Annotated in this window: 22 protein-coding genes and 2 pseudogenes; 11 read left to right on the plus strand and 13 right to left on the minus strand. The window is 69.4% G+C overall.

Translation table 11 applies throughout. From position 1 onward, the window contains the following. The 3 genes from ACRDSQ_RS20910 to ACRDSQ_RS20920 form a co-directional block, all read right to left on the minus strand. The coding region (locus ACRDSQ_RS20910) for a PPE domain-containing protein (protein WP_431423398.1) at positions 1-1,092 on the minus strand (1,092 nt) is incomplete at its 3' end. Positions 1,093-1,129: 37 nt separating this feature from the next. Further along, on the minus strand, positions 1,130-1,441 hold the full coding sequence (locus ACRDSQ_RS20915; RefSeq protein WP_431423401.1) for a transcriptional regulator: 312 nt from the start codon (positions 1,439-1,441) through the stop codon (positions 1,130-1,132). 206 nt (positions 1,442-1,647) lie between these two features. Then, on the minus strand, positions 1,648-2,268 hold the full coding sequence (locus tag ACRDSQ_RS20920) for a DUF3558 family protein (protein WP_431423403.1): 621 nt from the start codon (positions 2,266-2,268) through the stop codon (positions 1,648-1,650). A gap of 56 nt (positions 2,269-2,324) precedes the next feature. Between ACRDSQ_RS20920 and ACRDSQ_RS20925 the strand changes: the two genes are divergently transcribed. Next, positions 2,325-2,879 (plus strand): type VII secretion system-associated protein, encoded by a 555-nt coding sequence (locus ACRDSQ_RS20925; protein ID WP_431423404.1) that lies wholly within the window; start codon positions 2,325-2,327, stop codon positions 2,877-2,879. Between the two features lie 88 nt (positions 2,880-2,967). Here the strand turns inward: ACRDSQ_RS20925 and ACRDSQ_RS20930 are convergent. Beyond that, positions 2,968-3,209 (minus strand): annotated as a pseudogene (locus tag ACRDSQ_RS20930) (RNA polymerase subunit sigma-70); the annotation flags it as partial. A gap of 60 nt (positions 3,210-3,269) precedes the next feature. Here ACRDSQ_RS20930 and ACRDSQ_RS20935 point away from each other — a divergent pair. Next, entirely contained in the window at positions 3,270-3,467 is a 198-nt protein-coding gene (locus tag ACRDSQ_RS20935; RefSeq protein ID WP_431423440.1) for a hypothetical protein, read from the plus strand. Positions 3,468-3,508: 41 nt separating this feature from the next. Here ACRDSQ_RS20935 and ACRDSQ_RS20940 read toward each other — a convergent pair whose 3' ends face one another. Then, on the minus strand, positions 3,509-5,605 hold the full coding sequence (locus ACRDSQ_RS20940; RefSeq protein ID WP_431423406.1) for a putative bifunctional diguanylate cyclase/phosphodiesterase: 2,097 nt from the start codon (positions 5,603-5,605) through the stop codon (positions 3,509-3,511). 289 nt (positions 5,606-5,894) lie between these two features. On the opposite strand from ACRDSQ_RS20940, the gene ACRDSQ_RS20945 reads away from it, so the two are divergent. The 5 genes from ACRDSQ_RS20945 to ACRDSQ_RS20965 all read left to right on the plus strand — a co-directional run bounded on the left by ACRDSQ_RS20945 (position 5,895) and on the right by ACRDSQ_RS20965 (position 10,530). After that, positions 5,895-6,815 (plus strand): pentapeptide repeat-containing protein, encoded by a 921-nt coding sequence (locus tag ACRDSQ_RS20945; RefSeq protein ID WP_431423407.1) that lies wholly within the window; start codon positions 5,895-5,897, stop codon positions 6,813-6,815. A gap of 77 nt (positions 6,816-6,892) precedes the next feature. Next, positions 6,893-7,411: a WXG100 family type VII secretion target gene (locus ACRDSQ_RS20950; RefSeq protein WP_431423408.1), complete on the plus strand. Its 519-nt coding sequence runs from the start codon at positions 6,893-6,895 to the stop codon at positions 7,409-7,411. 2 nt (positions 7,412-7,413) lie between these two features. Beyond that, positions 7,414-8,220 carry an ESX secretion-associated protein EspG gene (locus ACRDSQ_RS20955; RefSeq protein ID WP_431423410.1) on the plus strand — a complete coding sequence of 269 codons (807 nt, stop codon included), beginning with the start codon at positions 7,414-7,416 and terminating at the stop codon, positions 8,218-8,220. A gap of 70 nt (positions 8,221-8,290) precedes the next feature. Beyond that, the gene (locus tag ACRDSQ_RS20960) at positions 8,291-9,667 is read left to right on the plus strand and encodes an esterase/lipase family protein (protein ID WP_431423411.1); all 1,377 of its coding nucleotides are present in this window, start codon (positions 8,291-8,293) and stop codon (positions 9,665-9,667) included. An 11-nt stretch (positions 9,668-9,678) separates the two neighbouring features. Continuing rightward, on the plus strand, positions 9,679-10,530 hold the full coding sequence (locus tag ACRDSQ_RS20965; protein ID WP_431423412.1) for a hypothetical protein: 852 nt from the start codon (positions 9,679-9,681) through the stop codon (positions 10,528-10,530). A gap of 39 nt (positions 10,531-10,569) precedes the next feature. Here ACRDSQ_RS20965 and purL read toward each other — a convergent pair whose 3' ends face one another. The 4 genes from purL to ACRDSQ_RS20985 form a co-directional block, all read right to left on the minus strand. Beyond that, complete coding sequence (purL, locus tag ACRDSQ_RS20970; protein WP_431423413.1) at positions 10,570-12,843, minus strand: phosphoribosylformylglycinamidine synthase subunit PurL; 2,274 nt, start codon at positions 12,841-12,843, stop codon at positions 10,570-10,572. Next, positions 12,840-13,511, minus strand: a complete 672-nt coding sequence (gene purQ / locus ACRDSQ_RS20975) for a phosphoribosylformylglycinamidine synthase subunit PurQ (RefSeq protein ID WP_431423415.1) — start codon at positions 13,509-13,511, stop codon at positions 12,840-12,842. Before purQ ends, purL begins: the two co-directional genes overlap by 4 nt. Next, complete coding sequence (gene purS / locus ACRDSQ_RS20980) at positions 13,508-13,747, minus strand: phosphoribosylformylglycinamidine synthase subunit PurS (RefSeq protein WP_054052885.1); 240 nt, start codon at positions 13,745-13,747, stop codon at positions 13,508-13,510. The genes purQ and purS overlap by 4 nt, the downstream gene beginning before the upstream one ends. Positions 13,748-13,975: 228 nt before the next feature. Then, entirely contained in the window at positions 13,976-14,518 is a 543-nt protein-coding gene (locus ACRDSQ_RS20985) for a hypothetical protein (RefSeq protein ID WP_431423416.1), read from the minus strand. A gap of 107 nt (positions 14,519-14,625) precedes the next feature. On the opposite strand from ACRDSQ_RS20985, the gene ACRDSQ_RS20990 reads away from it, so the two are divergent. Together ACRDSQ_RS20990 and ACRDSQ_RS20995 are read left to right on the plus strand one after the other, a co-directional pair. Further along, a complete protein-coding gene (locus tag ACRDSQ_RS20990; protein WP_431423418.1) occupies positions 14,626-15,579 on the plus strand; it encodes an epimerase in 954 nt (317 codons plus the stop codon). 25 nt (positions 15,580-15,604) lie between these two features. Next, positions 15,605-17,155, plus strand: coding sequence for a GMC family oxidoreductase (locus ACRDSQ_RS20995; protein ID WP_431423419.1), 1,551 nt, complete (start codon positions 15,605-15,607; stop codon positions 17,153-17,155). Between the two features lie 4 nt (positions 17,156-17,159). Here ACRDSQ_RS20995 and ACRDSQ_RS21000 read toward each other — a convergent pair whose 3' ends face one another. Next, positions 17,160-18,632 (minus strand): aldehyde dehydrogenase family protein, encoded by a 1,473-nt coding sequence (locus ACRDSQ_RS21000; protein WP_431423420.1) that lies wholly within the window; start codon positions 18,630-18,632, stop codon positions 17,160-17,162. Positions 18,633-18,737: 105 nt separating this feature from the next. Between ACRDSQ_RS21000 and ACRDSQ_RS21005 the strand changes: the two are divergent. Both ACRDSQ_RS21005 and ACRDSQ_RS21010 read left to right on the plus strand, forming a co-directional pair. Next, positions 18,738-18,923: pseudogene (locus ACRDSQ_RS21005) on the plus strand (MBL fold metallo-hydrolase); the annotation flags it as partial. Positions 18,924-19,084: 161 nt separating this feature from the next. Continuing rightward, positions 19,085-20,878 carry a S8 family peptidase gene (locus tag ACRDSQ_RS21010; RefSeq protein WP_431423422.1) on the plus strand — a complete coding sequence of 598 codons (1,794 nt, stop codon included), beginning with the start codon at positions 19,085-19,087 and terminating at the stop codon, positions 20,876-20,878. Positions 20,879-21,039: 161 nt separating this feature from the next. Here the strand turns inward: ACRDSQ_RS21010 and ACRDSQ_RS21015 are convergent, their stop codons facing one another. The 3 genes from ACRDSQ_RS21015 to ACRDSQ_RS21025 all read right to left on the minus strand — a co-directional run bounded on the left by ACRDSQ_RS21015 (position 21,040) and on the right by ACRDSQ_RS21025 (position 22,951). Then, entirely contained in the window at positions 21,040-21,780 is a 741-nt protein-coding gene (locus ACRDSQ_RS21015) for a DUF2334 domain-containing protein (RefSeq protein WP_431423423.1), read from the minus strand. Positions 21,781-21,830: 50 nt separating this feature from the next. Further along, the gene (locus ACRDSQ_RS21020) at positions 21,831-22,712 is read right to left on the minus strand and encodes a phosphoribosylaminoimidazolesuccinocarboxamide synthase (protein ID WP_431423424.1); all 882 of its coding nucleotides are present in this window, start codon (positions 22,710-22,712) and stop codon (positions 21,831-21,833) included. 113 nt (positions 22,713-22,825) lie between these two features. Continuing rightward, positions 22,826-22,951, minus strand: coding sequence for a hypothetical protein (locus ACRDSQ_RS21025; RefSeq protein WP_431423425.1), 126 nt, complete (start codon positions 22,949-22,951; stop codon positions 22,826-22,828). Positions 22,952-22,957 lie beyond the last annotated feature (6 nt).

A 22,957-nucleotide genomic window follows, 5' to 3' on the forward strand; every position in this document is an offset into this window, starting at 1 on the left:
GGCCTGGCCGAAGCCGCCCGCCATGCCGCCCTTGCCCATCTGGCCCGCCTGGCGCGACGCGTCGCCCGCCTGGCCCAGGCCTGCCTGGCCGACACCGCCCTTGGCGCCGGGTCCGCCCGTGGCGGACTTGCCCGCGCCGGGGTTGTTGGTGCTGTTCGGCGAGGACGGGTTGCTCGTCGGCGGGAGGTTGCCGGTGAAGCTCGGGTTCGGGCCGTTGGGGCCGCTCGGGAGGTACTGGTTCGGCGCGGGCGGACCGCCGGGGTTGGTGGTCGGCGGGATGTAGCCCGAGGGCGTGGTGCCCGTCGGCGGGACGTAGCCGCTCGGAACCGTGGGCGTGCCGGAGGGCGGACCCACGTAGTGGCCGCCGCCGGTGCCCGCCGGGGTGACGTAGCCGCTGCCGGTGCCGGGCGCGCCCGAGTATCCGGACGGCGCGGTGTAGTTGCCGTTGCCGGTGTTGCCCGGGTAGTTGTTGTTGAAGTTGCCGACAGCCGAACCCGACCCGCCCGAAGGCTCGGGCGTGGCGACGACCACGTCCGGCGGCGGAACGAAGGTGCCCAGCGTGTTGCGGTTGAACTCGCTGCTGTTCTGGTACGAGTCCATGGTGTCGACGGCCTTCTGCGAGGCCTGGTCCTGCTGGGCTTCCTGCTGCTCGTGGTCCATCGCTTGCCCGGCGACGGACGCGGCGGGACCGGCGTTGCCGGTCAGCAGCGCGGCGCCCGCGGCGACCTTCGCCCAGCCCGAGGGCGCGGGCGTGGTGACCTCGACCGGCTCGGGCATCTCGGCCCTGGCGCGGGAGATCATGTCGGCCTGGTACTCGGTGGACGACTTCATCATGTTCGTGCCGGACTGGGCGTCGGTGGCCCAGGCCTGCAGCGGGGTCAGGCCGGCGGTGGCGCTCTCGCCCGCCGCGCCTTCCCAGGCCGCGCCGAGCTCGCCGAGCTTGCGGTTGAGATCGGCGTCGATCTCGGCCAGCTCGGTGGTCAGCGCTTCCCAGTACGTGGTCTGGGGAGTGGACGCGGCCGCACCCGGGCCGTTGTTGATCATTTTGTGCAGCGTCGGGTGGTCATACCCTTGCCAGCGGTGCATAACCATAGGATCACCCTCAGGTCGTCAAGCGAAAGTCTGCGGCCTACTTGCCGTTGTCGTGCATGCCCCAGCGGGCCGTGTTGTCGCCCTCGACCAGCATGTAGGCGTCATAGGACCGCTGCAGCGCGTCGCACGCGGCCGTGAGCTGCTTCTCGTAACCGGTGAGGCAGGCCAGAGCCGATGCCGCGTCCCCACCATTGGTTCGCTCGGCGAACTGCTGGGCGGTCTCACCGCTGACCGGGTCTTCCGCCCACTCCCGAATCTGGAGGCTTTGCAGAGCGCTGATCTTCTCGGCGACCCGGTACTGGGCGTCGCGGAACGCGGCCAGAGCTCCTGGGATCGAAGAAGGCTCCACCTTCAACGTCTGCGTGCCTGAATAGCTGGGTTCCACAGGTGCGGATGAACCCCCGCCGCCATCGGCTAGAAACACCGTTCGACTCCCTCAGTCCTGTGCTCTTGCAACGAACTGTATCTGTGATGTACGACGTCGCGGAACGGTTCCACGATATTGGGTGATCTCGTGACCAATTCTTGAGACACCCCACCCCTGCGAGCATGACGCTAGCTCGCGAGGACGACTTTCATGCCCGCTTCGGCGATTTTCGACACCTTGGCGCACAGCTCGGCGTGCGGAGTGACCGGCTGGCGGGTCCTGTTGGTCACGGTGAGCTGGAAATACATCATTTGGCCGTCCTTGGTGTCCACCACTGTGAAACACACGCTCCCGCCCGCCGTGCCCTCGACGATGGCAGCCGGGTAACCCGCGATCTTCGTCGGGACGATGTTTCCAATGACGGAGCTGGTGTAAGAGGCGACGCCCTCGGTCACCACGACGTCGACGCCGAGGATCAAATTGGCCTTGTCGCCCAGGATCGTGCAGCTGAGGGACCCAGGGAAGACAGCCGACTTGATCTCACGCCCTTCGACACGCTGGTCGAGGCCGAAATCGGCAGGCTTGAGGCCGTTCGCCACATCGCACGGCTTGATCGCCGACAGGTCCTTGTCCGCAGGTCGGTCGACCTTGGGCGGAGTGGTCGTCTTCTTCGTCGGGCTCGGCTTCGCCGTGGACTCGCTCGTCGGCGGCGGGCTGGTCTGCGGCGGCGCGGACGGCGGCTCCGAGCACGCGGTCAGCGTGAGCGCGGCGAAGGCGGTGACGGCCAGGCGTGTTGCGGTGGTCCCCATGACCGCAAAGTACCGAATGGTGACCTGCGGTGACTCGGGAACCTACGATGAGCCGCATGGAGGAGCCGGAGATCACCCTCGACATGCGTGCGGGCGCGCGAGCGAACCCGAACAGCTGGCTTTACGTGATCGACCCGGCCTTCGGGCACGACGAGGACGTGCCGCCCTGGGGTGTGGTCGGCGCGTACCCGGTCGACGCCCGCGGGGAGATCGGTGAGACGTTCCGGCCGAACGCCGACTACCGCCCCTCACCCGCGGCGCTGCGGATGCCGGTGCCGTCGAATCCGCTGGAGAAGATGCTCCAGCTCATCAAGACCCGCCACCGCGAGCAGCGCGACCTGCTGCCCGCGGTGCTGGACGCGACCTTGTTGTTGTACGCCGCGTCGGCGGAGGACCAGGGTGTGACCGGGTTCCCGAACCATGACGGCCGCGTCATGGTCCCTGCCTGCACATCCGCCTCCCACGTCCCGGCGAACTGGCCGGGGTGGCGTGAGGTGCGCGGCCGGGACCTGGCCGGACTGCTCTACGGACACCCGCTCGTGCTGAACCCGATCGGCCCGATCACCGCCCTGGTCCCCGCGTCCGACCTCGCCCTAGCGTTGACCTGGTAATCAGCCGATCAGGATGTCGAACTCGCTGATCCGCTCCGGGTCGGCGATGATCTCGATGCCGGTGATCTTGCCGTCGGTGCGCGTCGAGGGCTGCCTGGTCGGTGCGGAGGACGACATCCGGGTCCAGCACACCGTCAGCAGCGCCTCGAAGTCTTCGCCGCGGGAGGCGGCCAGGAAGGCGTCGACGATCTCGCGCCTGCGCGAAAGGTCGGCGTCGGTGATCGGGTCGGCGCCGCGGACCCGGCGGCGGGCGCGGCCAGCCAGTTGGCGGGTGGCGGCGGGGGTCCGGCCGACGATCTCGGCGATCTCGTCGAACGGCACCGCGAACAGAAGGGTTTCCGCTACGAAACGGCCACCGGCGTCACGGCGAGGTCCGCAGTTTCCGCGAGCATGACCGGATCCGACTCACTTTGCGGCCCCGCGGACTGGGACCACGACAGCACCGTCCAGGTCGCCATGGTGGCCACCGGCGGCCGGACGAAGCTGACCTTCCACCAGGAGTGGCCGGCCGACGCCGAGGAGCGGGAACGCCGGCGGGCTTACTGGAAGAGTGTCATGGACACGGTCCTCGGCGCGCTCGAAAGCTGAGTGCTACCAAGGGATCGGTACGTCGCGGTCGAAGTGCTGACTCAGGACTCGAGCCAGCGCTCGATCTCCTCCGGCGGACCGGGTTTGGCGAACAGCCAGCCCTGAGCCGTGTCGCAGCCGATCACCCGCAGCCGTTCGGCCTGCTCCGGGTCCTCGACGCACTCGGCGACGACGTCATGCCCCAGGGCGTGCGCCAGTTCGACGAGAGTCGACACGATGCGCGCGTCGGCCTCGTCGGCGTCGGGCGCGGCGCGCAGCCCCTCCATGAACCGGCCCGCGAGTTTGATCGAGTGCACCGGCAAGTGCCGTAGGTAGGCCAGGTTCGAGTACCCGGTGCCGAAGTCGTCGATGGCGATCCGCACGCCCATGTCCGCCAAGGCGCGCAGGGCTTCCAGCGGGACCCCGGTGGTGGCCATGATGGCCGACTCGGTCAGTTCCAGCTGAATACTCGACGGCGGAAGCTCGGCGGCGCGCAGGATGGTGGCGATGTCGTCGACGAGGGCAGGATCCACGGTCTGCCGGGCGGCGACGTTGACGCTCACCCACGGCGCCCCGTCGCCGTAGCTGTCGCGCCAGCGGCGGGCCTGCCTGGTGGCCTCGCGAAGCACCCAGCGGCCCAGCGGGACGATCAGCCCGGTCTCCTCGGCCAGGCTGATGAACTGGTCGGGCCCGAGCCTGCCGAACTCCGGATGCGCCCACCGCACCAGGGCTTCGACGCCGACGAGCTTGCCGTCGGCGAGCCGGACGATCGGCTGGTAGTCCACATAGAACTCTTCGCTCTCCACCGCCGCGGGCATCCGCGCGGCGAGGGTGAACCGGGCGACCTCGCGGGCGTTGCGCTCGGAGTTGTAGCCCGCCCAGCGGTTCTTGCCGTCCGCCTTGGCCCAGTACAGCGTCACGTCGGCGTCGCGCATGGTCTCGGCGGGCGTGGTGCCCGCGACCGGCCGCTCCACCAGCCCGATGCTCGCCGACACCGACAGCCGGTGGCCGCCGATCCGCACCGGGACGGCGAACGCGGCGAGGATCCGTTCGGCCAAGGCGATGACCTCGTCGATGCTTTCGCAGTGCTCCATGAGCACGACGAACTCGTCGCCGCCCATCCGCGCGACCAGCCGGTCGGGGCCGGAGACCAGGCCTTCGAGCCGGATGGCCACCGCGGCTAGCAACTCGTCGCCGATGTCGTGGCCGAGGCTGTCGTTGATGACTTTGAAGCCGTCGAGGTCGAGGTAGCAGATGCCGACGTGGTGGTCGCCGCCTTTGGCGAACGCGGCGTTGAGGCGTTCGGTGAACAGCGCCCGGTTGCCCAGTCCGGTCAAGGGGTCGTGGTTGGCCTGGTGACGCAGGCGCTGTTCGAGCAGGTGGCGCTCGGTGATGTCCTCCAGCATCCCGACGACGAACTGCGGCGCCCCGCGCTGGTCGCGCACCAGCGTGACCGACAAGTCCGTCCACAGTGGACTTCCGTCGGACTTCCGCAGCATGCGTTCCATCCGGTAGCTGTCGCGCCTGCCGGTCAGCAGTTCCTTGAGCGGCCTCCGCATCGCCGAGGGCTCGTCGGGGTAGCGCAGGTCGTCGACGTGCATGCCCGGCATCTTGTCGACCGGGTACTCGAACATCCGCGCGCACGCCGTGTTGACCTCGATCAGCGTGCCGCTGGAGTCGGTGATCGCGATGCCGACGGCGGTCTGGGTGAACATCGCGCGAAACCGCGCCTCACTGGCCAGCAGCGCGGTCTCCGCGCCGCGCCGCGCGTCCATCACCGCTTGGCGGATCTCCTCCTGGTCGGTGAAGATCCGCTGCTGCATCGCGGTGGTGAAGCCACCGGCGAACGCGGACAGCAGCGCGGGCATTCGCGCGGCGCATTTCTCGTCCGCCAACCGTGGCAGGCGTTCGCCGACGAACTGGATGGATGTCGCGAGCGTCTGCGGCGAGGTGAGTCCCAGGTCGACAAGGGCCGCGCCGACGCGGGCGGCCGGGGACGGGTCGAACTCCGCCGCGGTCAGCACGGACAGGAGCGTCCGGGCATTGCGGCCCACATGGTCGACAAGTTCGCGGCGGTCCAGCGCCACATAGCCCGTCGTGGTCAGCGCCGTCGCCCACAGTGCCGCGAACGCCTCGTGTTCGCCCGGTGCGGAGTCCACCCATCACCCCTTGCTCGGTAGACGCACAGTTTCCCCTGTTCAACGCGAGGTAGCCACCCCGGACAGAGGTGTTCACCTGACGCGATCGATCGACTACCACTGGGAGTGGGCCTCCTACCACTCCTGACCTCTGGTGGAACCCTGTCGTACAACGGGGGCTATTGGACCTTCTGGCAGTACACGGACTCGCCGATCGACCAGAACTACTTCAACGGCGCGTACGGCCGTTTGCGGGCACTAGCGCTGGGCTGCCCCCGCGCCCGCCACCGGGGAGCTAAGTTGTCGCGCGATGAACAGCACCGTGTTCGTAGTCGCGGGCCTCAGCGCCCTGGTGGCGGGTCTCGCCGCCTTCGCCCTGTCCCGCTTCGCCGCGCGCCGCGGGAGGACGGGCTTGCCGCTGGTCGGCACGGTCCTCGTGGCGGCCGGGTTGCTCGCCCTGGTCACCGGCTGGCTGCTGACCGGGGCCAACCCCGACCGCGGTGAGGCGCTGAAGACCGGCGGCCTGGCAGCCGGGTCGGTGGTGGCGCTCTACGCCTTGTGGCTCAACGACCGCAAGCGGCAGGTCGAGGAAGAGCGACAGGTGCTCGAGCACGGCAGGCAGGAGCTCGAACTCGCCCGCGCGGACCACGACCGCGAGCGCGTCGCCGACGAACGCTTCGCGCGAGCGGTCGAACTGCTGGGCAACCCGGCCGACCAGGTGCGGGTGGGTGCCCTGCACGCCCTCAGCGGCCTGGCGCGCAGCAGGCCGTACTACACCCAGACCGTGCTCGACGTGGCCTGCTCGTACCTGCGGATGCCCTTCGACCGCGAGAACATCGACCCGCGCGAAAAGCAGGTGCGCCTGACGGCCCAACGGGTGATCGAGGATCTGCTGCCCAAGCGGGGAACCGAGGAGCCGCCGCGCTACAACCTCGACCTGACCGGCGCCGACCTGGAGTACTTCGACATCTCCGAGCGCATAGTCGGGACGCTGGTCCTGCGGTGGGCCAAGCTGTACAGCTCCAACTCGATGTGGGGTTCGGAGATGCTCGGCAGCGTCTGGTTCACCGGCGCGGTCAGCCACGGCATCCTGCACGCCCAGGATGTCGTGTTCCACCGCAAGGCGTGGTTCAGCGGCTTCATCGCGCACGGGCCGGTCAACCTGACGGGCTGCGACTTCCGCGGGCCGACCAAGTTCGACGGCGCCGAGATTCCAGAGTGGGTGAAGTAGCGGAACCGAAACCACCGCGCCACCGTCTACACGTCTCGTATGGTTCGGTGACGACCCGGCACCCTGGGGGTAGCGGCATGGCGTTCTACGGGGACCCCGACGAGCTCGACCGGCTCGCGGGCCAGATCGAGCGGCGCGCGGACGAGGTCCGCACGCACGGCGAGGACATGGACAAGAAGGCCGTGGCCATGCGGTGGAATTCCATCGCCGCCGACCGCTGCCGGGAGACCGTCGCGGGCGACCGCGAGTCGCTCGACGGCACCGCGGGCAAGCTCGACGAGGCCGCCGCCGTCCTGCGTCAGCACGCCCAGGAGGTCCGCGAGCTGACCGCGGCCATCAAGCGCATCGCCGAGTCGGTGGTCAACTGGTTCAACGGCGCGATCGACCGGTTCAACAAGGCGGTCGAGAGCTTCAAGAACATGGTCAGCGACATGGTCGACACCGTGAGCGGCGTGTTCGGCGGTGGCGGCGACGCCCCGCAGCCGCCGCGGCCGCCGTGGGAGGGCTGGCGCTACCAGCCCGACAACCTGCCGCCCGCGGGCGACAAGCAGTGGCTCGAGGTCGGCAAGTTCATGCGGGCGCAGGGGGTCGCGTGACCATGGCAGCGACAGTCGCGCCGCACCGGCTCACGCTGACTGCCGGGGAGTACGCCCTCCTGGTGGCGAAGCTGGGTCTGAGCCTGCCGCCCGAGTGGGAGCCCGCGCCCGACATCGCCTCCGACGGTGACACGCTCGTCGACAAGGGCGTCCTCACCGGGTCGGGCGATCTGGTGAAGGTCCACCCGTCGGTCGAGTCGAACCTGCGGGTGCTCGCCGGACCGAAGATCATGTTCGACACCACCGCGACCGCGGGCAGCCGGGGTTCGCGCAGCCTGCACGCGCTGGCCGGGCAGGTCGGCGCGTCGCTGTTCCTGCTGCCCGACGGCGGCGTGGAGCTGTCGATGTTCGCCGCGGTCGACCTGGGCCGCGAACTCGTCCGCGCGGTGCCCGCCGAGGTGTCCGAGGGCATCGGGTCCGCCCTGGACGGCCCTGACGACGTCGAGCCGCTGCGCGGTTCCGTCCCCCTCACCGCCTTGCACGAACTCGGCGTCGCCGACCTTCTGCGCGAAGGCGACCCGGAGGCGCCCGCGTACGTGCTGGCCGAGTTGAAGCTGCCGGAGGCGGAGGCGAAGTTCGCCACCGAGGTCGTGCGCCGCACCGACGGCCTCCTGCGCTGCCTGGTCACCGCCCTGGTCGGCGAAGGCGTCCGCAGTGCCCAGGTCACCTGGCTGCACACCGATGCGGGCTGGCTGGGTGTCGCCCCCGCCGCCACCGGAGCGGACCGCAAGCTCGTCGACCTGACGCCGGTCGACCGTGAGGATCTCGGGGTCTGGCTGACCCCCTTCGTGGCGGAGGCGCTGGCATGAGCGAGCTAGCGAGCGAATCGATGTCACAGTGCCTTCGCGAGTGGAGTCACCGAACTTGTGAGGTGGCCGCATGAGCGAGACCGGACCCGGCGTCAGCAATATCAGCGTCACCGGCGGGGCGGGCGGCTCCGACGCCTTCTACGAGGACCTCGCCGCCATGGGCGACCTCACCGACGATGTCGCGGGCTCGACCCTCACGATCGCCATGACCAGCCACAAGTACTTGGTCGACCCGGATGTGCTGGCCTCCGGCATCCTCAATCCGGGCGGCCTGGCCAAGTTCGAGGCAACAATGCTCGGCGCCCTCGACGGCCCGAGCGGCCTCACCGCCACCTCGGCGGCGATCGGCGTGCGCGGGCTGACCCTGCAGGCGACCAACCAGGCCTACCAGTTCGTCGACGACCTGAACGCCAAGGCCCTGGAAGCAGGCCGCTGGCTGGCGGGCGCGGCGGTGGCCATCAACCCGGGTCTGGCTGTCCTTGGCGTCGGCGCGATCGCCACGGACGTCTACCTGAACTACGACGGCGACTGGCAGAAGTGGCTGGTCGAGCACCCGGGCATGATCGACACGATCCTGGGCATGTCTCCTGGTGCGCTCAGCGCCCTGGGCCTGCCGACGGACCTGGCCACGCTGACCGAGTTCCTGGCACTGGCCTACCCCGACGGCGACCCGAAGCTGATCGACCAGGGCCAGGACCTCGACCCCCGCACCGCCACGCCGCCGCAGAACCTCGGCGACCTGATGGACGGCCTGGACTACCGCAACTCGCAGAACAGCGACAAGCCGGGCGAAGGCAGCAACATCGACGTGCGGGCCATCAAGGACGCCAACGGGAACATCACCGGCTACGTGGTCGACATCCCCGGCACGAAGGTGTGGAACCTGCCCGGCCAGGACGGCGGCAACGCCAACGACTTCGGCACGAACATCGACGGCATCGCGGGCAATGAGACGGTGCTGCAGGAAGGCATCGAGCAGGCGCTGCGCGACGCCGGGGTCCCGAAGGACGCGCCGGTCATGCTGGTGGGCCATAGCCAGGGCGGCATCGTCGCGGCGCGGGCGGCCAACGACTTCGTCAACAACGGCACATACAACGTCACCCACGTGGTGACCGCGGGATCGCCGGTCGGCAACATCCCGATCCCGGACAGCGTGCAGATGCTGTCGCTGGAGAACAACGGCGACGTCGTGCCGCACCTCGACGCCCGGGAGAACCCGGACGCCGATAACCGCACGACAGTGAAGTTCGACAACCAGACCAACACCGCGGGTGGCAACCACGCCATCAGCGGCCCGGACGGTCAGGACGGCAACTACGAGGCGGCCGCCCGCCAGATCGACAGCGGCAATGATCCGTCCGTCCGCAGGTTCGTCGACAGTGCGGGAGCGTTCCTGAACGGCGAGAGCGCGGATTCGCACCAGTACAAAGTGGAGCGCCAACCTTGAGGAACGCCGCCGTGATCGCGGCACTGGTCGCCATGACCTGTGCCGCGTGCGCCGAGTCCAAGCCTGCCACCGTGTCCGAGGACTTCAAGTCCGCGGTGAACAGCATGCTGTCGACCGTGGGATCAGGCTCTTCACCCACCTTCGAGGCCCTCACTTGCGGCAGCGTCTTGGACGCACCCGGCGACGAGCAGGTCGCGATGTGGGCGGACGCGCAGGTGCCCGAGGGATCGGCGGACAAGCTGCGGTCGGCGGGTATCGCCGCCGGATGGCAGCCGCAGCGAGCGGAGGGGTTCGACCTGTTCCTCGTCGGACCGAACAACGTCAAGTTCGCGCTGCGCGGGTCGAAAGTCCGGGTGGAACAAGCGAAGTGTTCGATCTCCGGTCGGCACCAGGAGCTGTCGGTCGACGTCCGCCCGGAGCTCACACCCGGTCAGACGAAGGCGCTGTCGGCGCAGCTCGGGCCCGCCGTGGCGGCAGCGGAGGCGGTTCACGAGGCCATCGGAAAAGCGTTGGACCACCGGAAATTCCCGGCCACGGGCAAGATCGAAAGCGCGGGCGGCCTGTCGCTGTCGACGTGCGGTGAGAAGAACGGTCCGCGTGGTGTCCAGTGGTCCGGGTCGACCGAACATCAGCTCGACGCCACCACCGACCCGGCCGAGCTGGAGCGGAAGATCATCGACCGGCTGCCGTCCGGCCTCACGGTCGACGAACGTCCCGGGCAGCCCGGATACTTTCAGGCGAAGGCTTCGGGTATGAGTTTCAGTGTGTCGATCAGCCCGAAGAAGCAACAGGATGGATCAAAGGTGTTCGAGTTCGAATTCGACGCCCAGTCCGCCGAATGCACACCCGTGACCGTCAGCTGAGAACGGCCGGGTCGCGAATCGCGACCCGGCCGTTGTGGCTCAGCCGAACAGTGCGGGAAGTGTGCCCTCCCAGGCGGTGCGCAGTTCCTCCAGCGGGAACGTCGCCACGTCCTGGATCTCCAGGGACTCCGACTCCGGGTCGACGACGCCGGTGCGGCGGCAAGGCAGGCCGCGGGCGGCGCACATCTCGGTGAAGCGGAGTTCCTCCGAGCGGGGGACGGCCACGAGGACGCGGCCCGCCGACTCGCTGAAGAGCTGGACGAACGGGTCCTGGTCCGGGTCGAGGAAGACCCGGGCGCCGACCTCGCCGATGAGGCAGGTCTCGACCAGGGTCTGGACGAGGCCGCCGTCGGACAGGTCGTGCGCGGCGGAGATCATGCCGTCGCGGGAGCCCGCGACGAGGATCTCGCCGATGAGCTTCTCGCGGGCCAGGTCGACCTTCGGCGGCACGCCGCCGAGGTGGCCGTGGACCACGTGCGCCCACTCGGAGCCGCCGAACTCATCGCGGGTGTCGCCCAGCAGGAGCAGCGTTTCGCCTGCTTCCGCGCCGATCCCGGTGGGGATGCGGCGGCGGACGTCGTCGATGACGCCGAGGACGCCGACGACCGGGGTGGGCAGGATCGCCGTGCTGCCGGTCTGGTTGTAGAAGCTGACGTTGCCGCCGGTGACCGGGATGCCCAGTTCCTTGCAGCCCTCGGCCAGACCGCGCACGGCCTGCTCGAACTGCCACATCACGCCCGGGTCCTCAGGGGAGCCGAAGTTGAGGCAGTTCGTCACCGCGAGCGGCGTGGCGCCGGAGACGGCGACGTTGCGGTACGCCTCGGCCAGCGCGAGTTGGGTGCCGGTGTACGGGTCGAGCTTGACGAACCGGGCGTTGCAGTCGGTCGCCAGGGCGACGCCGCGGCCGGTCTCCTCGTCGATGCGGATCATGCCGGAGTCGGAAGGCTGGGCCAGAACGGTGCCACCGCGGACGTAGCGGTCGTACTGTTCGGTGACCCACCGGCGCGACGCCAGGTTCGGCGAGGCGATCATCCGCAGCACCTCGGCCCGCAGTTCGTCCTTAGTGGACGGACGGGCGAGCTGCTCGGCGCCGTCGGCGATCAGGGCGTCCTGGTCGGCCGGGCGGGCGATCGGGCGCTCGTACATCGGGCCCTCGTGCGCGACGGTGCGCGGCGGCACGTCGACGACGACCTCACCCTGCCAGGTGATGACCAGCCGGTCGCCTTCGGTGACCTCGCCGATCTCGGTGGCGATGACGTCCCACTTCTCGCAGACGCGCATGAAGGCGTCCACATCGGACGGCTTGACCACCGCGCACATCCGCTCCTGCGACTCGCTGGAGAGGATCTCGGCCGGGGTCATTCCCGTGGCACGCAAGGGAACCCGGTCGAGTTCGACGTGCATCCCGCCGTCACCGGCGCTGGCCAGCTCGCTCGTCGCGCAGGACAGGCCCGCGCCGCCGAGGTCCTGGATGCCGACGACGATGCCCTCGCGGAACAGCTCGAGGCAGCACTCGATGAGCACCTTCTCGGTGAACGGATCGCCCACCTGGACAGCGGGCAGCTTCTTGCGGCCGGTGCCGCCCTCGTCGCCGGAGAACGTCTCGCTCGCGAGGACCGAGACGCCGCCGATACCGTCGAGGCCGGTGCGAGCGCCGAAGAGGATGACCTTGTTGCCGGTGCCCGAGGCGTGCGCGAGGTGCAGGTCTTCCGACCGCATCGCACCGACACACAGCGCGTTGACCAGCGGGTTGCCCTGGTAGGAGGAGTCGAAGACGACCTCGCCACCGATGTTGGGCAGACCCAGACAGTTGCCGTAGCCGCCGATGCCGGCGACGACACCAGGCAACACGCGCTTGGTGTCGGGGTGGTCAGCGGCGCCGAAGCGCAGCGGGTCCATCACCGCGAGCGGGCGGGCGCCCATCGCCATGATGTCGCGGACGATGCCGCCGACACCGGTCGCGGCGCCCTGATAGGGCTCCACGTACGACGGGTGGTTGTGCGACTCCAGCTTGAACGTCACCGCCCAGCCGTCGCCGATGTCCACGACACCGGCGTTCTCGCCGATGCCCGCGAGCATCTTCGCCTTCATCTCCGGCGTCGTGTTGGCCGACCAGTGCTTCCAGTGCACCTTGGACGACTTGTACGAGCAGTGCTCGCTCCACATCACCGAGTACATCGCCAGTTCGGCGTCGGTGGGGCGGCGGCCGAGGATCTCGCGGATGCGAGTGTACTCGTCGTCCTTGAGGCCCAGCTCGCGGAACGGCTGCGGCTGGTCCGGCGTCGCCGCGGCGTGTTCGACCGAGTCGATCATGCGGTCACCACCGAGTCGAGGAGGGACAGGAACAAGCCCAGGCCGTCGTCGCTGGGGCCGGTGAGCGCGTCGATGGCGTGCTCGGGGTGCGGCATCAGGCCGACGATGCGACCGGTCGGGTCGCTGATGCCCGCGATGTCGTCGAGCGAGCCGTTGGGGTTGATGCCGACATAGCGGAACACCACGCGGCCCTCACCCTCCAGTTCGTCCACAGTGGACTTGCTCGCGGTGAAGCGGCCGTCCATGTTCTTGACCGGGATGATGATCTCGGCGTCCTTCTCGAACCGGGACGTCCACGCGGTGGTGTTGTTCTCCACCTTGAGCCACTGGTCGCGGCACACGAAGTGCAGGCCCGCGTTGCGCAGCAGCGCGCCCGGCAGCAAGCCTGCCTCGCAGAGGACCTGGAAGCCGTTGCAGATGCCGAGGATGGGCATCCCCTTGCGGGCGGCGGTGATGATCTCACCCATGACCGGCGCGAACCGGGCGATGGCGCCCGCGCGCAGGTAGTCGCCGTAGGAGAACCCGCCAGGCAGGATCACCGCGTCGACACCGCGCAGGTCGGCGTCGCCGTGCCACAGGGCGACGGCTTCAGCGCCCGCCGCCTCGATGGCACGGATGGTGTCGCTGTCGTCCAGCGTTCCCGGGAAGGTGACGGCCCCGATTTTCACGAGTCCACCCGCCGGACGACGAAGTCCTCGACAACGGGGTTGGACAGGAAGCCTTCAGCGATCTTGGCGAGCGTTTCGTCGTCGACCGAGTCGTCGACTTCCAGCTCGAAATGCTTTCCCTGACGGACATCGGACACACCATCGAATCCCAGGCGCGGCAGCGCGCGCGCCACGGCTTGCCCCTGGGGGTCGAGGATCTCCGGCTTGGGCATGACATCGACGACGACTCGGGCCACGGCGGGCTACTCCTGAGTTCGAGCGGGCCGGTACTGGCGCAGCCTACCTGAGCTGCGAGTTCACTCGACGTTCGCGTACTCCCGGGTGACCTGGGCCACTGATCACCACCGGGTGAACCCGGTGGACTGGGATTGTGGGGTGGACTAACCTGGTGTCAGCTCTGGCGGTAAGCCAGGGAAGTGAGCCCGGTTCCCGTCCGGACGGTCGGCAGCCGGGCTTCGCGCTGTCTAAGGCGCGTCACCTAGGTCAATCACCTTCTGCAAGATCGGGTCCAAGCGACGGTGCCAGTCGCCGCCCGCGCCATAACACCAGGCCACCGCATCGGCGATCCACAACAGTTCCTCCTGGGTGCTGTTGCGGTGCTCATAGACCAGATCCGTTGCCCTTGCGGACTTGCGGAGAGCGGCCAGGATCGTCACGCGGTCGATCTCGTTGCGCACCTCCCGGCTGTCGAGCACCAACCGGTGGGCATCGGCCTCGAGAACGTCATCGACGAGTTGGCTGACGCAGGTTCGCCGAGCACGTTCCTCGCCTTGCCCACAGGTCGCGAGATAGACCCGAACCGCGACCCGCTCCGTCGCCAAGCGGGAGATGATTGCCCTGCGCCGGGCGGGTGTCTCCTTCTTGAAATGCAGTTCGTACTGGCCGGGCAGCAACATGCCACGCAGCACTTTGCGAAGCCGGTGCAGGTCCCGGGCGTCGACGAAGGCGGCGGCGACGAGATAGTGGCGGTTACGGCGGGACTCGTCGGCGAAGGCATGCAAGCTCACCTGGGTGAGATCGGCGGCGGTCCGGCCGAACTGGATCGCTTGAACGGGTGTTCGCCTTGGGCGAGATCGGTGGCGCGACGAGCGGTCCCGGGGCAATGGTGGGGCCCATGCGACTCCTTGTTCTCGGTGGTACCCGATTCCTCAGCTACGCCGTCGCCGCGGAGGGCGTGCGGCGGGGTTTCGACGTGGTGTGCGCGGCGAGAGGTGAGTCGGGCCGGGTGCCCGAAGGTGCCCAGCTGGTCAAAGTGGACCGGGATGCCGACGACGGTCTCGACGCGCTGACCGGCGACTTCGACGCCGTCGTGGATGTCGCCCGGCTGTCGTACTCCTGGGTGCGGCGGGCGCTCGACACGCTCGGCGGCCGGGCGGGCCACTGGACGTTCGTCTCGTCCATCAGCGCCTACGCCGACCACAGCACCGTCAGCGACGAACTGCTTCCGCCGCGCGAGGAAGACGACGTCCAAGAGCTCTACGGCAACATCAAGGTGGCGAGCGAGAACGCCGTCCTCGCCGCCATCCCCGACGCCTTCATCCTGCGCTCCGGTCTGATCACCGGCCCCGGCGACGGCAGTGACCGCTTCGGCTACTGGCCCGCGAGAATGGCGCGCGGCGGTCGGGTCGCGGTGCCCGATGTGGATCAGGTGGCGAGCTACGTGGACGCTCGCGACCTCGCTTCGTGGATCGTCGACGCGGCGGTCAAGGGACTCAAGGGGACGTTCGACGGCAACGGCCCAGCCGTCCCGCTGGGCGACCTGCTGCGGGGAATCGCGGACGCGGTCGGGACCGATGTCGAACTGGTGCCGGTGGCCGAGCCGGTCCTGGTCGAGCAGGGCATCCAGCCGTGGGCGGGTCCGCGTTCGCTGCCGCTGTGGCTGCCTGAGGACTTCCGGATGATGTGCGCCCGCGACGCGAGCCCGGCCATGGCCGCGGGCCTGACCCTCATGCCGCTGGCCGACGCGGTGGCGGGGGCACTGGACCACGAGCGCGCGTTGGGGCTCGACCGCGAGCGCAAGGCCGGGCTCTCGCCGCGAGAAGAGACCGATTTGCTGGCTGCGCTTTAGCCCGCGAAGGGGCAAGCTCGACCGCATGGAGTCGTTCGATTACATCGTGGTCGGTGCGGGCAGTGCGGGTTGTGTCCTCGCGGGGAGGCTGACCGAGGACCCGGAGGTGAAGGTCCTGCTGCTGGAGGCGGGCGGGGCGGACGACGCCGACGAGATCAAGATCCCGGCGGCGTTCTCCACCCTGTTCAAGACCCGGTGGGACTGGAACTACGAGACCGTCGAGCAGAAGCACATGGGCGGTCGCACGGCGTACTGGCCGCGGATGAAGGCGCTCGGCGGCTGCTCGTCGATGAACGCCATGATCTACATCCGCGGCAACCGCGCCGACTACGACACCTGGCGCGACCAGCACGGCGCCGTCGGCTGGGGCTACGACGACGTGCTCCCGTACTTCGTGAAGGCCGAGCGGAACTCTCGCCTCGACGGCCCGCTGCACGGCCGCGTCGGCCCGCTGCACGTCGAGGACCGCCGGTTCACCCACGAACTCAGCGCCGCGTGGGTGGCGGCGTCGGGCCTCAAGCCGAACGACGACTTCAACGGAGCCGAACAGGAAGGCGCCGGGCTCTACCAGGTCACGTGCAGGCGCGGCCGCCGCTGGTCGACCGCCGACGCCTACCTGCGCCCGGCCATGACCCGCCCGAACCTGGTCGTGCGCACGCGCGCCCTCACCACGCGGGTCCTCCTGGATGGGACGCGGGCGACCGGGGTCGAGTACGAACACATCGGTGCAACCCACACCGTCAGCGCCTCGCGGGAAGTGCTGCTGTCCGGCGGCGCGATCAACTCGCCGCAGCTGCTGATGCTCTCCGGCATCGGTCCCGCCGAGCACCTGCGGGACCTCGGCATCGACGTGGCGGTGGCTCTGGCGGGCGTCGGCGGCAACCTGCACGACCACCCGGCGGCCCCGGTCATCTGGACCACCAAGGGCACCACCGACCTGGCCGACTTCTCCACCCCGCGGCGGCTGATCCAGTGGCAGACGACCGGCCGCGGCCCGCTGACGTCGAACATCGGCGAAGCAGGCGGCTTCACCCGCACCCGCGACGGCCTCGACGCCCCGGACATGCAGTTCCACGTCGCGCCGACGATGTTCTACGACAACGGCCTGCGCGAACCGACGGCTCCCGGCTTCACCTCGGCGGCGACCCTGGTCGCCCCACACAGCCGCGGCACCCTGCGACTGCGGTCGGCCGACCCGCACTGGCGTCCCCTGATCGACCCGGCCTACTACGCCGAGGCCGCCGACATGGACGCGATCGTCGAGGGCTGTCGCACCCTGATCGACATCGCCGCCCAGTCCGGCCTGAGCCGGTACCTCGACAAGCCGTTCATCCCGAAGACCGACGACCTCGCCGAGAGCGCCCGCCAGTGGACGCAGACGCTGTACCACCCGGTCGGCACCTGCTCGATGGGCGAGGACGACCTGTCCGTGGTGGACCCGCACCTGCGCGTGCGCGGCGTCGACAACCTGCGCGTGGTGGACGCGTCGGTGATGCCGGTGATCCCACGCGGCAACACCAACGCACCCACGATCATGGTCGCGGAGAAGGCCGCGGACCTGATCAAAGCCGGATGAAGCGCTAGCGGCGCCTGCCGTGCAGCAGGGTGATCAGCTTCGCGACCTGGGCGTCGACCTTCGGGCCGCGGGCGAAGGTGGTCAGGGTCAGCGGGGCGCGGAAGCGCTGGCGGGTGATGGCCTTGGGCTTGCCGAACTCGCGCAGGCCCTCCGGGCCGTGGATGCGGCCGAAGCCGGAGTCGCCGCTGCCGCCGAACGGCAGGGACGGGACGCCGGCGAAGCTGATCACCGAGTTCACCGCGACCATGCCCGAACGCAGCCGTCGGGCGAGTTCCATTCCGCGCTTCTTCGAGAAGACCGAGCCGCCGAGGCCGTAGGTCGTGTCGTTGGCCTTGGCGATGGCTTCGTCCATGTCCCGCACCTTGGCGATGGTCATGGTCGGGCCGAACGTCTCCTCGCGGACCGCTGACGAGTCCTCCGGGACGTCCACCAACACGGTGGGCTGCACGTAGCGGTCGCCGACCTCGCCGCCGACCAGGGCGCGGCCGCCGCGGGAGACGGCGTCGGCGATGTGGCGGCGGATGATGTCGAGCTGGCTGGGCATGGTGATCGGGCCGATGTTCGCGTCGGCGTCGAAGCCGGGGCGGACGGTCTTGGCCTTCTCGACGACCTTCGCGACGAACGCGTCGTAGACCTGTTCGTGGACGTAGACGCGCTCGATGCCGGTGCAGGTCTGGCCCGCGTTGGAGAAGCCGCCCCAGACGGCGCCGTCGGCTGCCAGGTCGAGGTCGGCGTCGGCGTCGACGATGAGGGCGTCCTTGCCGCCGGCCTCGATCAACACGGGGGTCAGTGTCTCGGCGCAGGCGGCCATGATCTTCTTGCCGGTGCCCGGCGAACCGGTGAACGCGATCTTCGCGACGCCCGACCGGCACAGCGCGGCGCCGGTCTCGCCGTATCCGGTGACCACCTGGAACACGGGGTGCTCGGGCACGATCTCGGCGAAGCTGTCGGCCAGCCACCGGCCCACGCCGGGGGTGTACTCACTCGGTTTGAAGACCACCGCGTTGCCCGCCGCCAACGCGTAGGCGACAGAGCCCATCGGGGTGAACACCGGGTAGTTCCATGGCCCGATGACGCCGACCACGCCCAGCGGCTGGTACTCGACGGTCGAGGCCTGGTTGGCCATCAGCAGCCCGGACCACCGGCGCTGCGGCCCGAGCACCTTGCGCGCGTGCTTCGACGCCCAGTCGGTGTGGTCGATCGCGAGGATGATCTCCAGCATCGCGTCCGCGTGCGGCTTGCCCGTCTCCGCGTGCACGACACCGGCGAGCTGCGCGGCCCGCCGGGTCAGCACGCCCTTCCACCGCTGCAGCCGCTCAGCGCGACCCGCGAAGCCGAGGTCCGCCCACCACGCGGCCGCCGCCCGCGCCCGCTCCACCACGGCCTGGACTTCCTCCGCGGTGTGGATGGGGTGGCTGCCGACGACCTCATCTGTCGCCGGATTGAGCGAGTCGAACTTCGTCTGCGTGGTGGTCATGGCACAAAACTACCCGCCAGTAGTGCTCGCGAGCGAGAGAAAAGCGGCCAAAAAGCCTAGGGTTGTCGGCGTGAAGATCACTCACCTCGGCCACTGCTGCGTCCTGGTCGAGAGAACGCGGTGATCCATCCGGAGATCCCCGCGCCCGCCAACCTGGGCTACGTCATCGACGACGGCGCGTTCTACCACCCCGGCGACTCGCTGTTCGTGCCCGAGCAGAAGATCGACATCCTGGCCCTGCCCACCGGCGCGCCCTGGATGAAGCCGGCCGAGACGGTGGAGTACTTCCGGCCGAGTCGGTCGAACTCTGATAGACCGCTTGGCGCAATTCCGCGAATTACTTCGTCACAAGCCGTCCCGAACGGGCCCACATACCCTCTTCACTGACTAACGGGCTCCTGCACCCCGTGCCGACCGGCGCGGGTATGCCCCCTGAGTTGTCCGGAGGAATCGTGTTCCTGCGTTCACGCACCCGGCTCGGCCGCGCGGCTACCGTCGCGCTGGTCGGCGCCGGCCTCATCGCCACGGCGGGCACCGCGTTCGCCGCCCCGGGCGCCCCTGCCGCCCCTGGCTCCATCTACAGCCCGGGTTCGATCTCCAGCCCGAGCTCCATCTCCGCGGGCACCCGCTCGTACCTGGTCATCACCGCGCCGAACGACACTGCGGGCGCCAAGACCGCCGTCGCCGACAACGGTGGCTCGGTCTTCGCCTCCTACGACGCCATCGGCGTCATCGTGGCGCACTCGTCGGTCGCCGACTTCGCCTCGAAGATGCGCACCGTCACCGGTGTCCAGCAGGTCGGCGCGTCGCGCACCAGCGACGTGCCCGCCGAGGCCGCGAACCCGGCCATCCCGGCCACGCCGTCGCAGTCGGTCCCGACCGGCAGTGAGACCGCCCGGGTCGACATGACCCAGATCGGCGCCGACAAGGCGTGGGCCGTCAACACCGGCTCCTCCGCGGTCACCGTCGGCGTGCTCGACACCGGTGTCGACGACCAGCACTACGACCTCAAGGCCAACTTCGACGCCACCAAGTCGGCGTCCTGCGCCTACGGCAAGCTCGACACCCGCGCGGGCTCATGGCGCGACACCGACACCCACGGCACGCACGTCGCGGGCACCATCGCCGCGGCCAAGAACGGCAAGGGCATGGTGGGCGTCGCCCCGGGCGTCAAGATCGCCTCGGTGCGCATCGCGGAGAAGCCGAGCGGCCTGTTCTTCCCGGAGAACACCATCTGCGCGTTCGTCTTCGCCGGTGACAAGGGCTTCGACGTCACCAACAACAGCTACTACACCGACCCGTGGCTGTTCAACTGCCCGGACAACGCCGACCAGGCCGCGATCCTCGAAGGCGTCAAGCGCGCCCAGCAGTACGCCGAGGGCAAGGGCGTCCTCAACGTCTCCGCCGCGGGCAACGAGAACTACAACCTGGCGAGCAAGTCCTCGGACAGCACCAGCCCGAACGACTCGACCCCGGTCAACCGCACGATCAGCAACAACTGCCTGAGCGTCCCGGGCGAGCTGCCGGGCATGGTGTCGGTCTCGTCGATCAACTCGTCGAACGTGAAGTCGTCGTTCTCCAACTTCGGCACCGGCAAGATCGCCGTCGCGGCCCCCGGTGACAACGTGTACTCCACGGTCCCCGGTGGCGGTTACGGCTCGAAGTCCGGCACCTCGATGGCGTCCCCGCACGTCGCCGGTGTCGCGGCCCTGCTGGTCAGCGTGAACCCGACCGCCACCCTGGCGGACCTGCGTTCGAAGCTCGCCACCCAGGCGGACGACCTGACCTGCGGCGACAGCCGCTGCTCGGGCACGACCGCGCTGAACAACTTCTACGGCGAGGGCCGCGTCGACGCCCTGGCCGCGGTCTCCGACGGCGGCACCACCCCGCCGCCCACCGGCACGGTCTTCGAGAACACCGCCGACGTCAGCATCCCCGACCTGGGTGCGGCTGTGTACAGCAACATCGTGGTCTCGGGTGTCACGGGCAACGCCCCGGCGACGCTGAAGGTGGACGTCAACATCGTGCACACCTGGCGCGGTGACCTGGTGATCGACCTGATCGCCCCGGACGGCACCGCCTACCGGCTCAAGGCGTCGTCGTCGAACGACTCCGCGGACAACGTGATCGCCAGCTACACGGTGAACGCGTCGACCGAGGTCGCCAACGGCACGTGGAAGCTCAAGGTCCAGGACGTGGCCCGGTACGACACCGGCTACATCAACTCCTGGAAGCTCACCTTCTAGTCCGCCTCCCCGGAATTTTCTGCTGAAGTCACCTTCGGCTGGAAAATCCGGTGTTGCGGTCACCGTGGTCAAGTGGCGTCACGGTCCCCCTAGGTGCGGTTGCGCGGCGCGCCTGGTTTAAGGGCGGTTGTGTGGCACGGCCCGATCCTCCTCCCGGTCGCTCATCGAGCGGCGGGGAGTGAGGGCCGGGCCGTTGTCGTCACGCGGTGGATCGGGCCGGGGGCAAGGACGTCGGGGTAGGTGACGCCGGTGGCGCCGTGGTGGCGGGCGATGTCGACGGCGTCGAGTACCGCCTGGCGCGGGCCGGGGCGGACCAGGTCGGCGGCGTCGACCGCCAAGCGGACCAGGCCGCCGCGGCGGGCGGTGCGGGCGGCGGCCAGGACGTAGGTGAAGCACCACAGGGTCTCGCCGCGCTCGGTCTGGGCGAAGCCATGGACGCGGGCACGGTGGACGCCGTCGGTGGTGAGGTCGTGCACGCCGTAGAGGTCCGCACAAAGGGTGAAACCCTTGCGGCGCAAGGCGGTGAGGGTGCCCCGGGACGCCTGCCAGCGGGGTGGGGCGAAGCTGTCGGTGGACAGGCCGAGCCGCTCCATCGCCGAGACCGCCGCCGTCAGACGCAGACCCGCCTCATGCGCGGGGAGGGCGCCGAACTCGGCCCGGCGGGCCAGCGTCACCGTGCGCCGCGCCCGGGGTTCGGGGGAATGGTCGAAGCCGTGCATCAGCACCGCGTCGCCCGCGGTCCGGCGGGTGCGGACCCAGTCGGCGACCGCGCCGTCGCGGCGAGGGGCGAACAGCAGCGACAGGGGCACCTGTCGCTTCTGCATCTCCTCGGCGAGGTCGGCGCAGCGGTGCAGGGTTCGGGTGTCGATCCCGGCCAGCGAGACCACGAGTCGTGCCGTCACCTATCAAGCTCAGCGCATGTCGGTGACGACCAGGTGTCACCTGTGGATAATCACCCGATCCAGTCGCTGAACTTCCGACCGGTGATCAGCTCGTACGCCTGGACATAACGCGATCGGGTGGCTTCGACGATCTCGGCGGGCATCGCGGGCGGCGGCTGGTCGCCCTCGCGGTCCCAGCCGGTCTCCGGCGCGGTCATCCAGTCGCGGACGAACTGCTTGTCGAACGACGGCTGGGCATGGCCCGGCTCGTAGGTCTCGGCGGGCCAGTAGCGCGAGGAGTCGGGCGTCAGCACCTCGTCGCCGAGGACGATGACACCGTCGAGGAGACCGAACTCGAGCTTGGTGTCGGCGAGGATGACGCCGCGGCCCTGGGCGTAGTCGGCCGCGCGGGAGTAGATGGCCAGAGTCATGTCGCGGACCCTGTTGGCCAGGTCTTCGCCGATGTCCGCGGCGACGACGTCGAAGCTGATGTTCTCGTCGTGCTCGCCCAGTTCGGCCTTCGTGGCCGGGGTGAAGATCGGCTCGGGCAGGCGGGAGCCCTCGACCAGCCCCGCGGGGAGCGTGACACCGCAGACGGCGCCGGTGCGGTTGTAGTCCCGGGTGCCCGAGCCCGCGAGGTATCCGCGCGCCACGGCTTCGACCGGCAGCATCTCCAGGCGCTTCACGATCAGCGCGCGGCCGCGGACCTCGGCGGGGATGCGGTCGTCGTCGTAGGAGACGAGGTGGTTGGGCACGAGGTCGCCGAGCAGCTCGAACCAGAAGACGCTCATCGCGGTGAGGATGCGGCCCTTGTCCGGGATCGGCGCGTCCAGCACGAAGTCGTAGGCGGACATCCGGTCGGACGCGACGAGGAGGAGATGGTCGTCGTCGACCGCGTAAAGTTCGCGGACTTTGCCAGCGGCGATCTTGGGATATTCAGCGAGCGTCGGCACGCTTCGGGAGCGTACATGGGAGCGCCGACCAGGCAGAAAGCGGGAAGCAGACCCGGCGCCACAATCTCGACGATCGTGGTGATGGGCAGCTGGCGATCGGGTCCGCGTGACGATCACGAGTCCATGTCGTCCGGACGTTCGAGGGGCACGGTGTAGAAGCGGACGTCGTGCCCGTCGGGGTCGGAAGCGCCCAGCAGGACCCAGCCGACCGGGGTGCGGAGCACGCCTGCGTGCCGCACGCCCTG

It is taken from the genome of Actinokineospora sp., from assembly GCF_050699995.1.
Classification (GTDB): domain Bacteria; phylum Actinomycetota; class Actinomycetes; order Mycobacteriales; family Pseudonocardiaceae; genus Actinokineospora.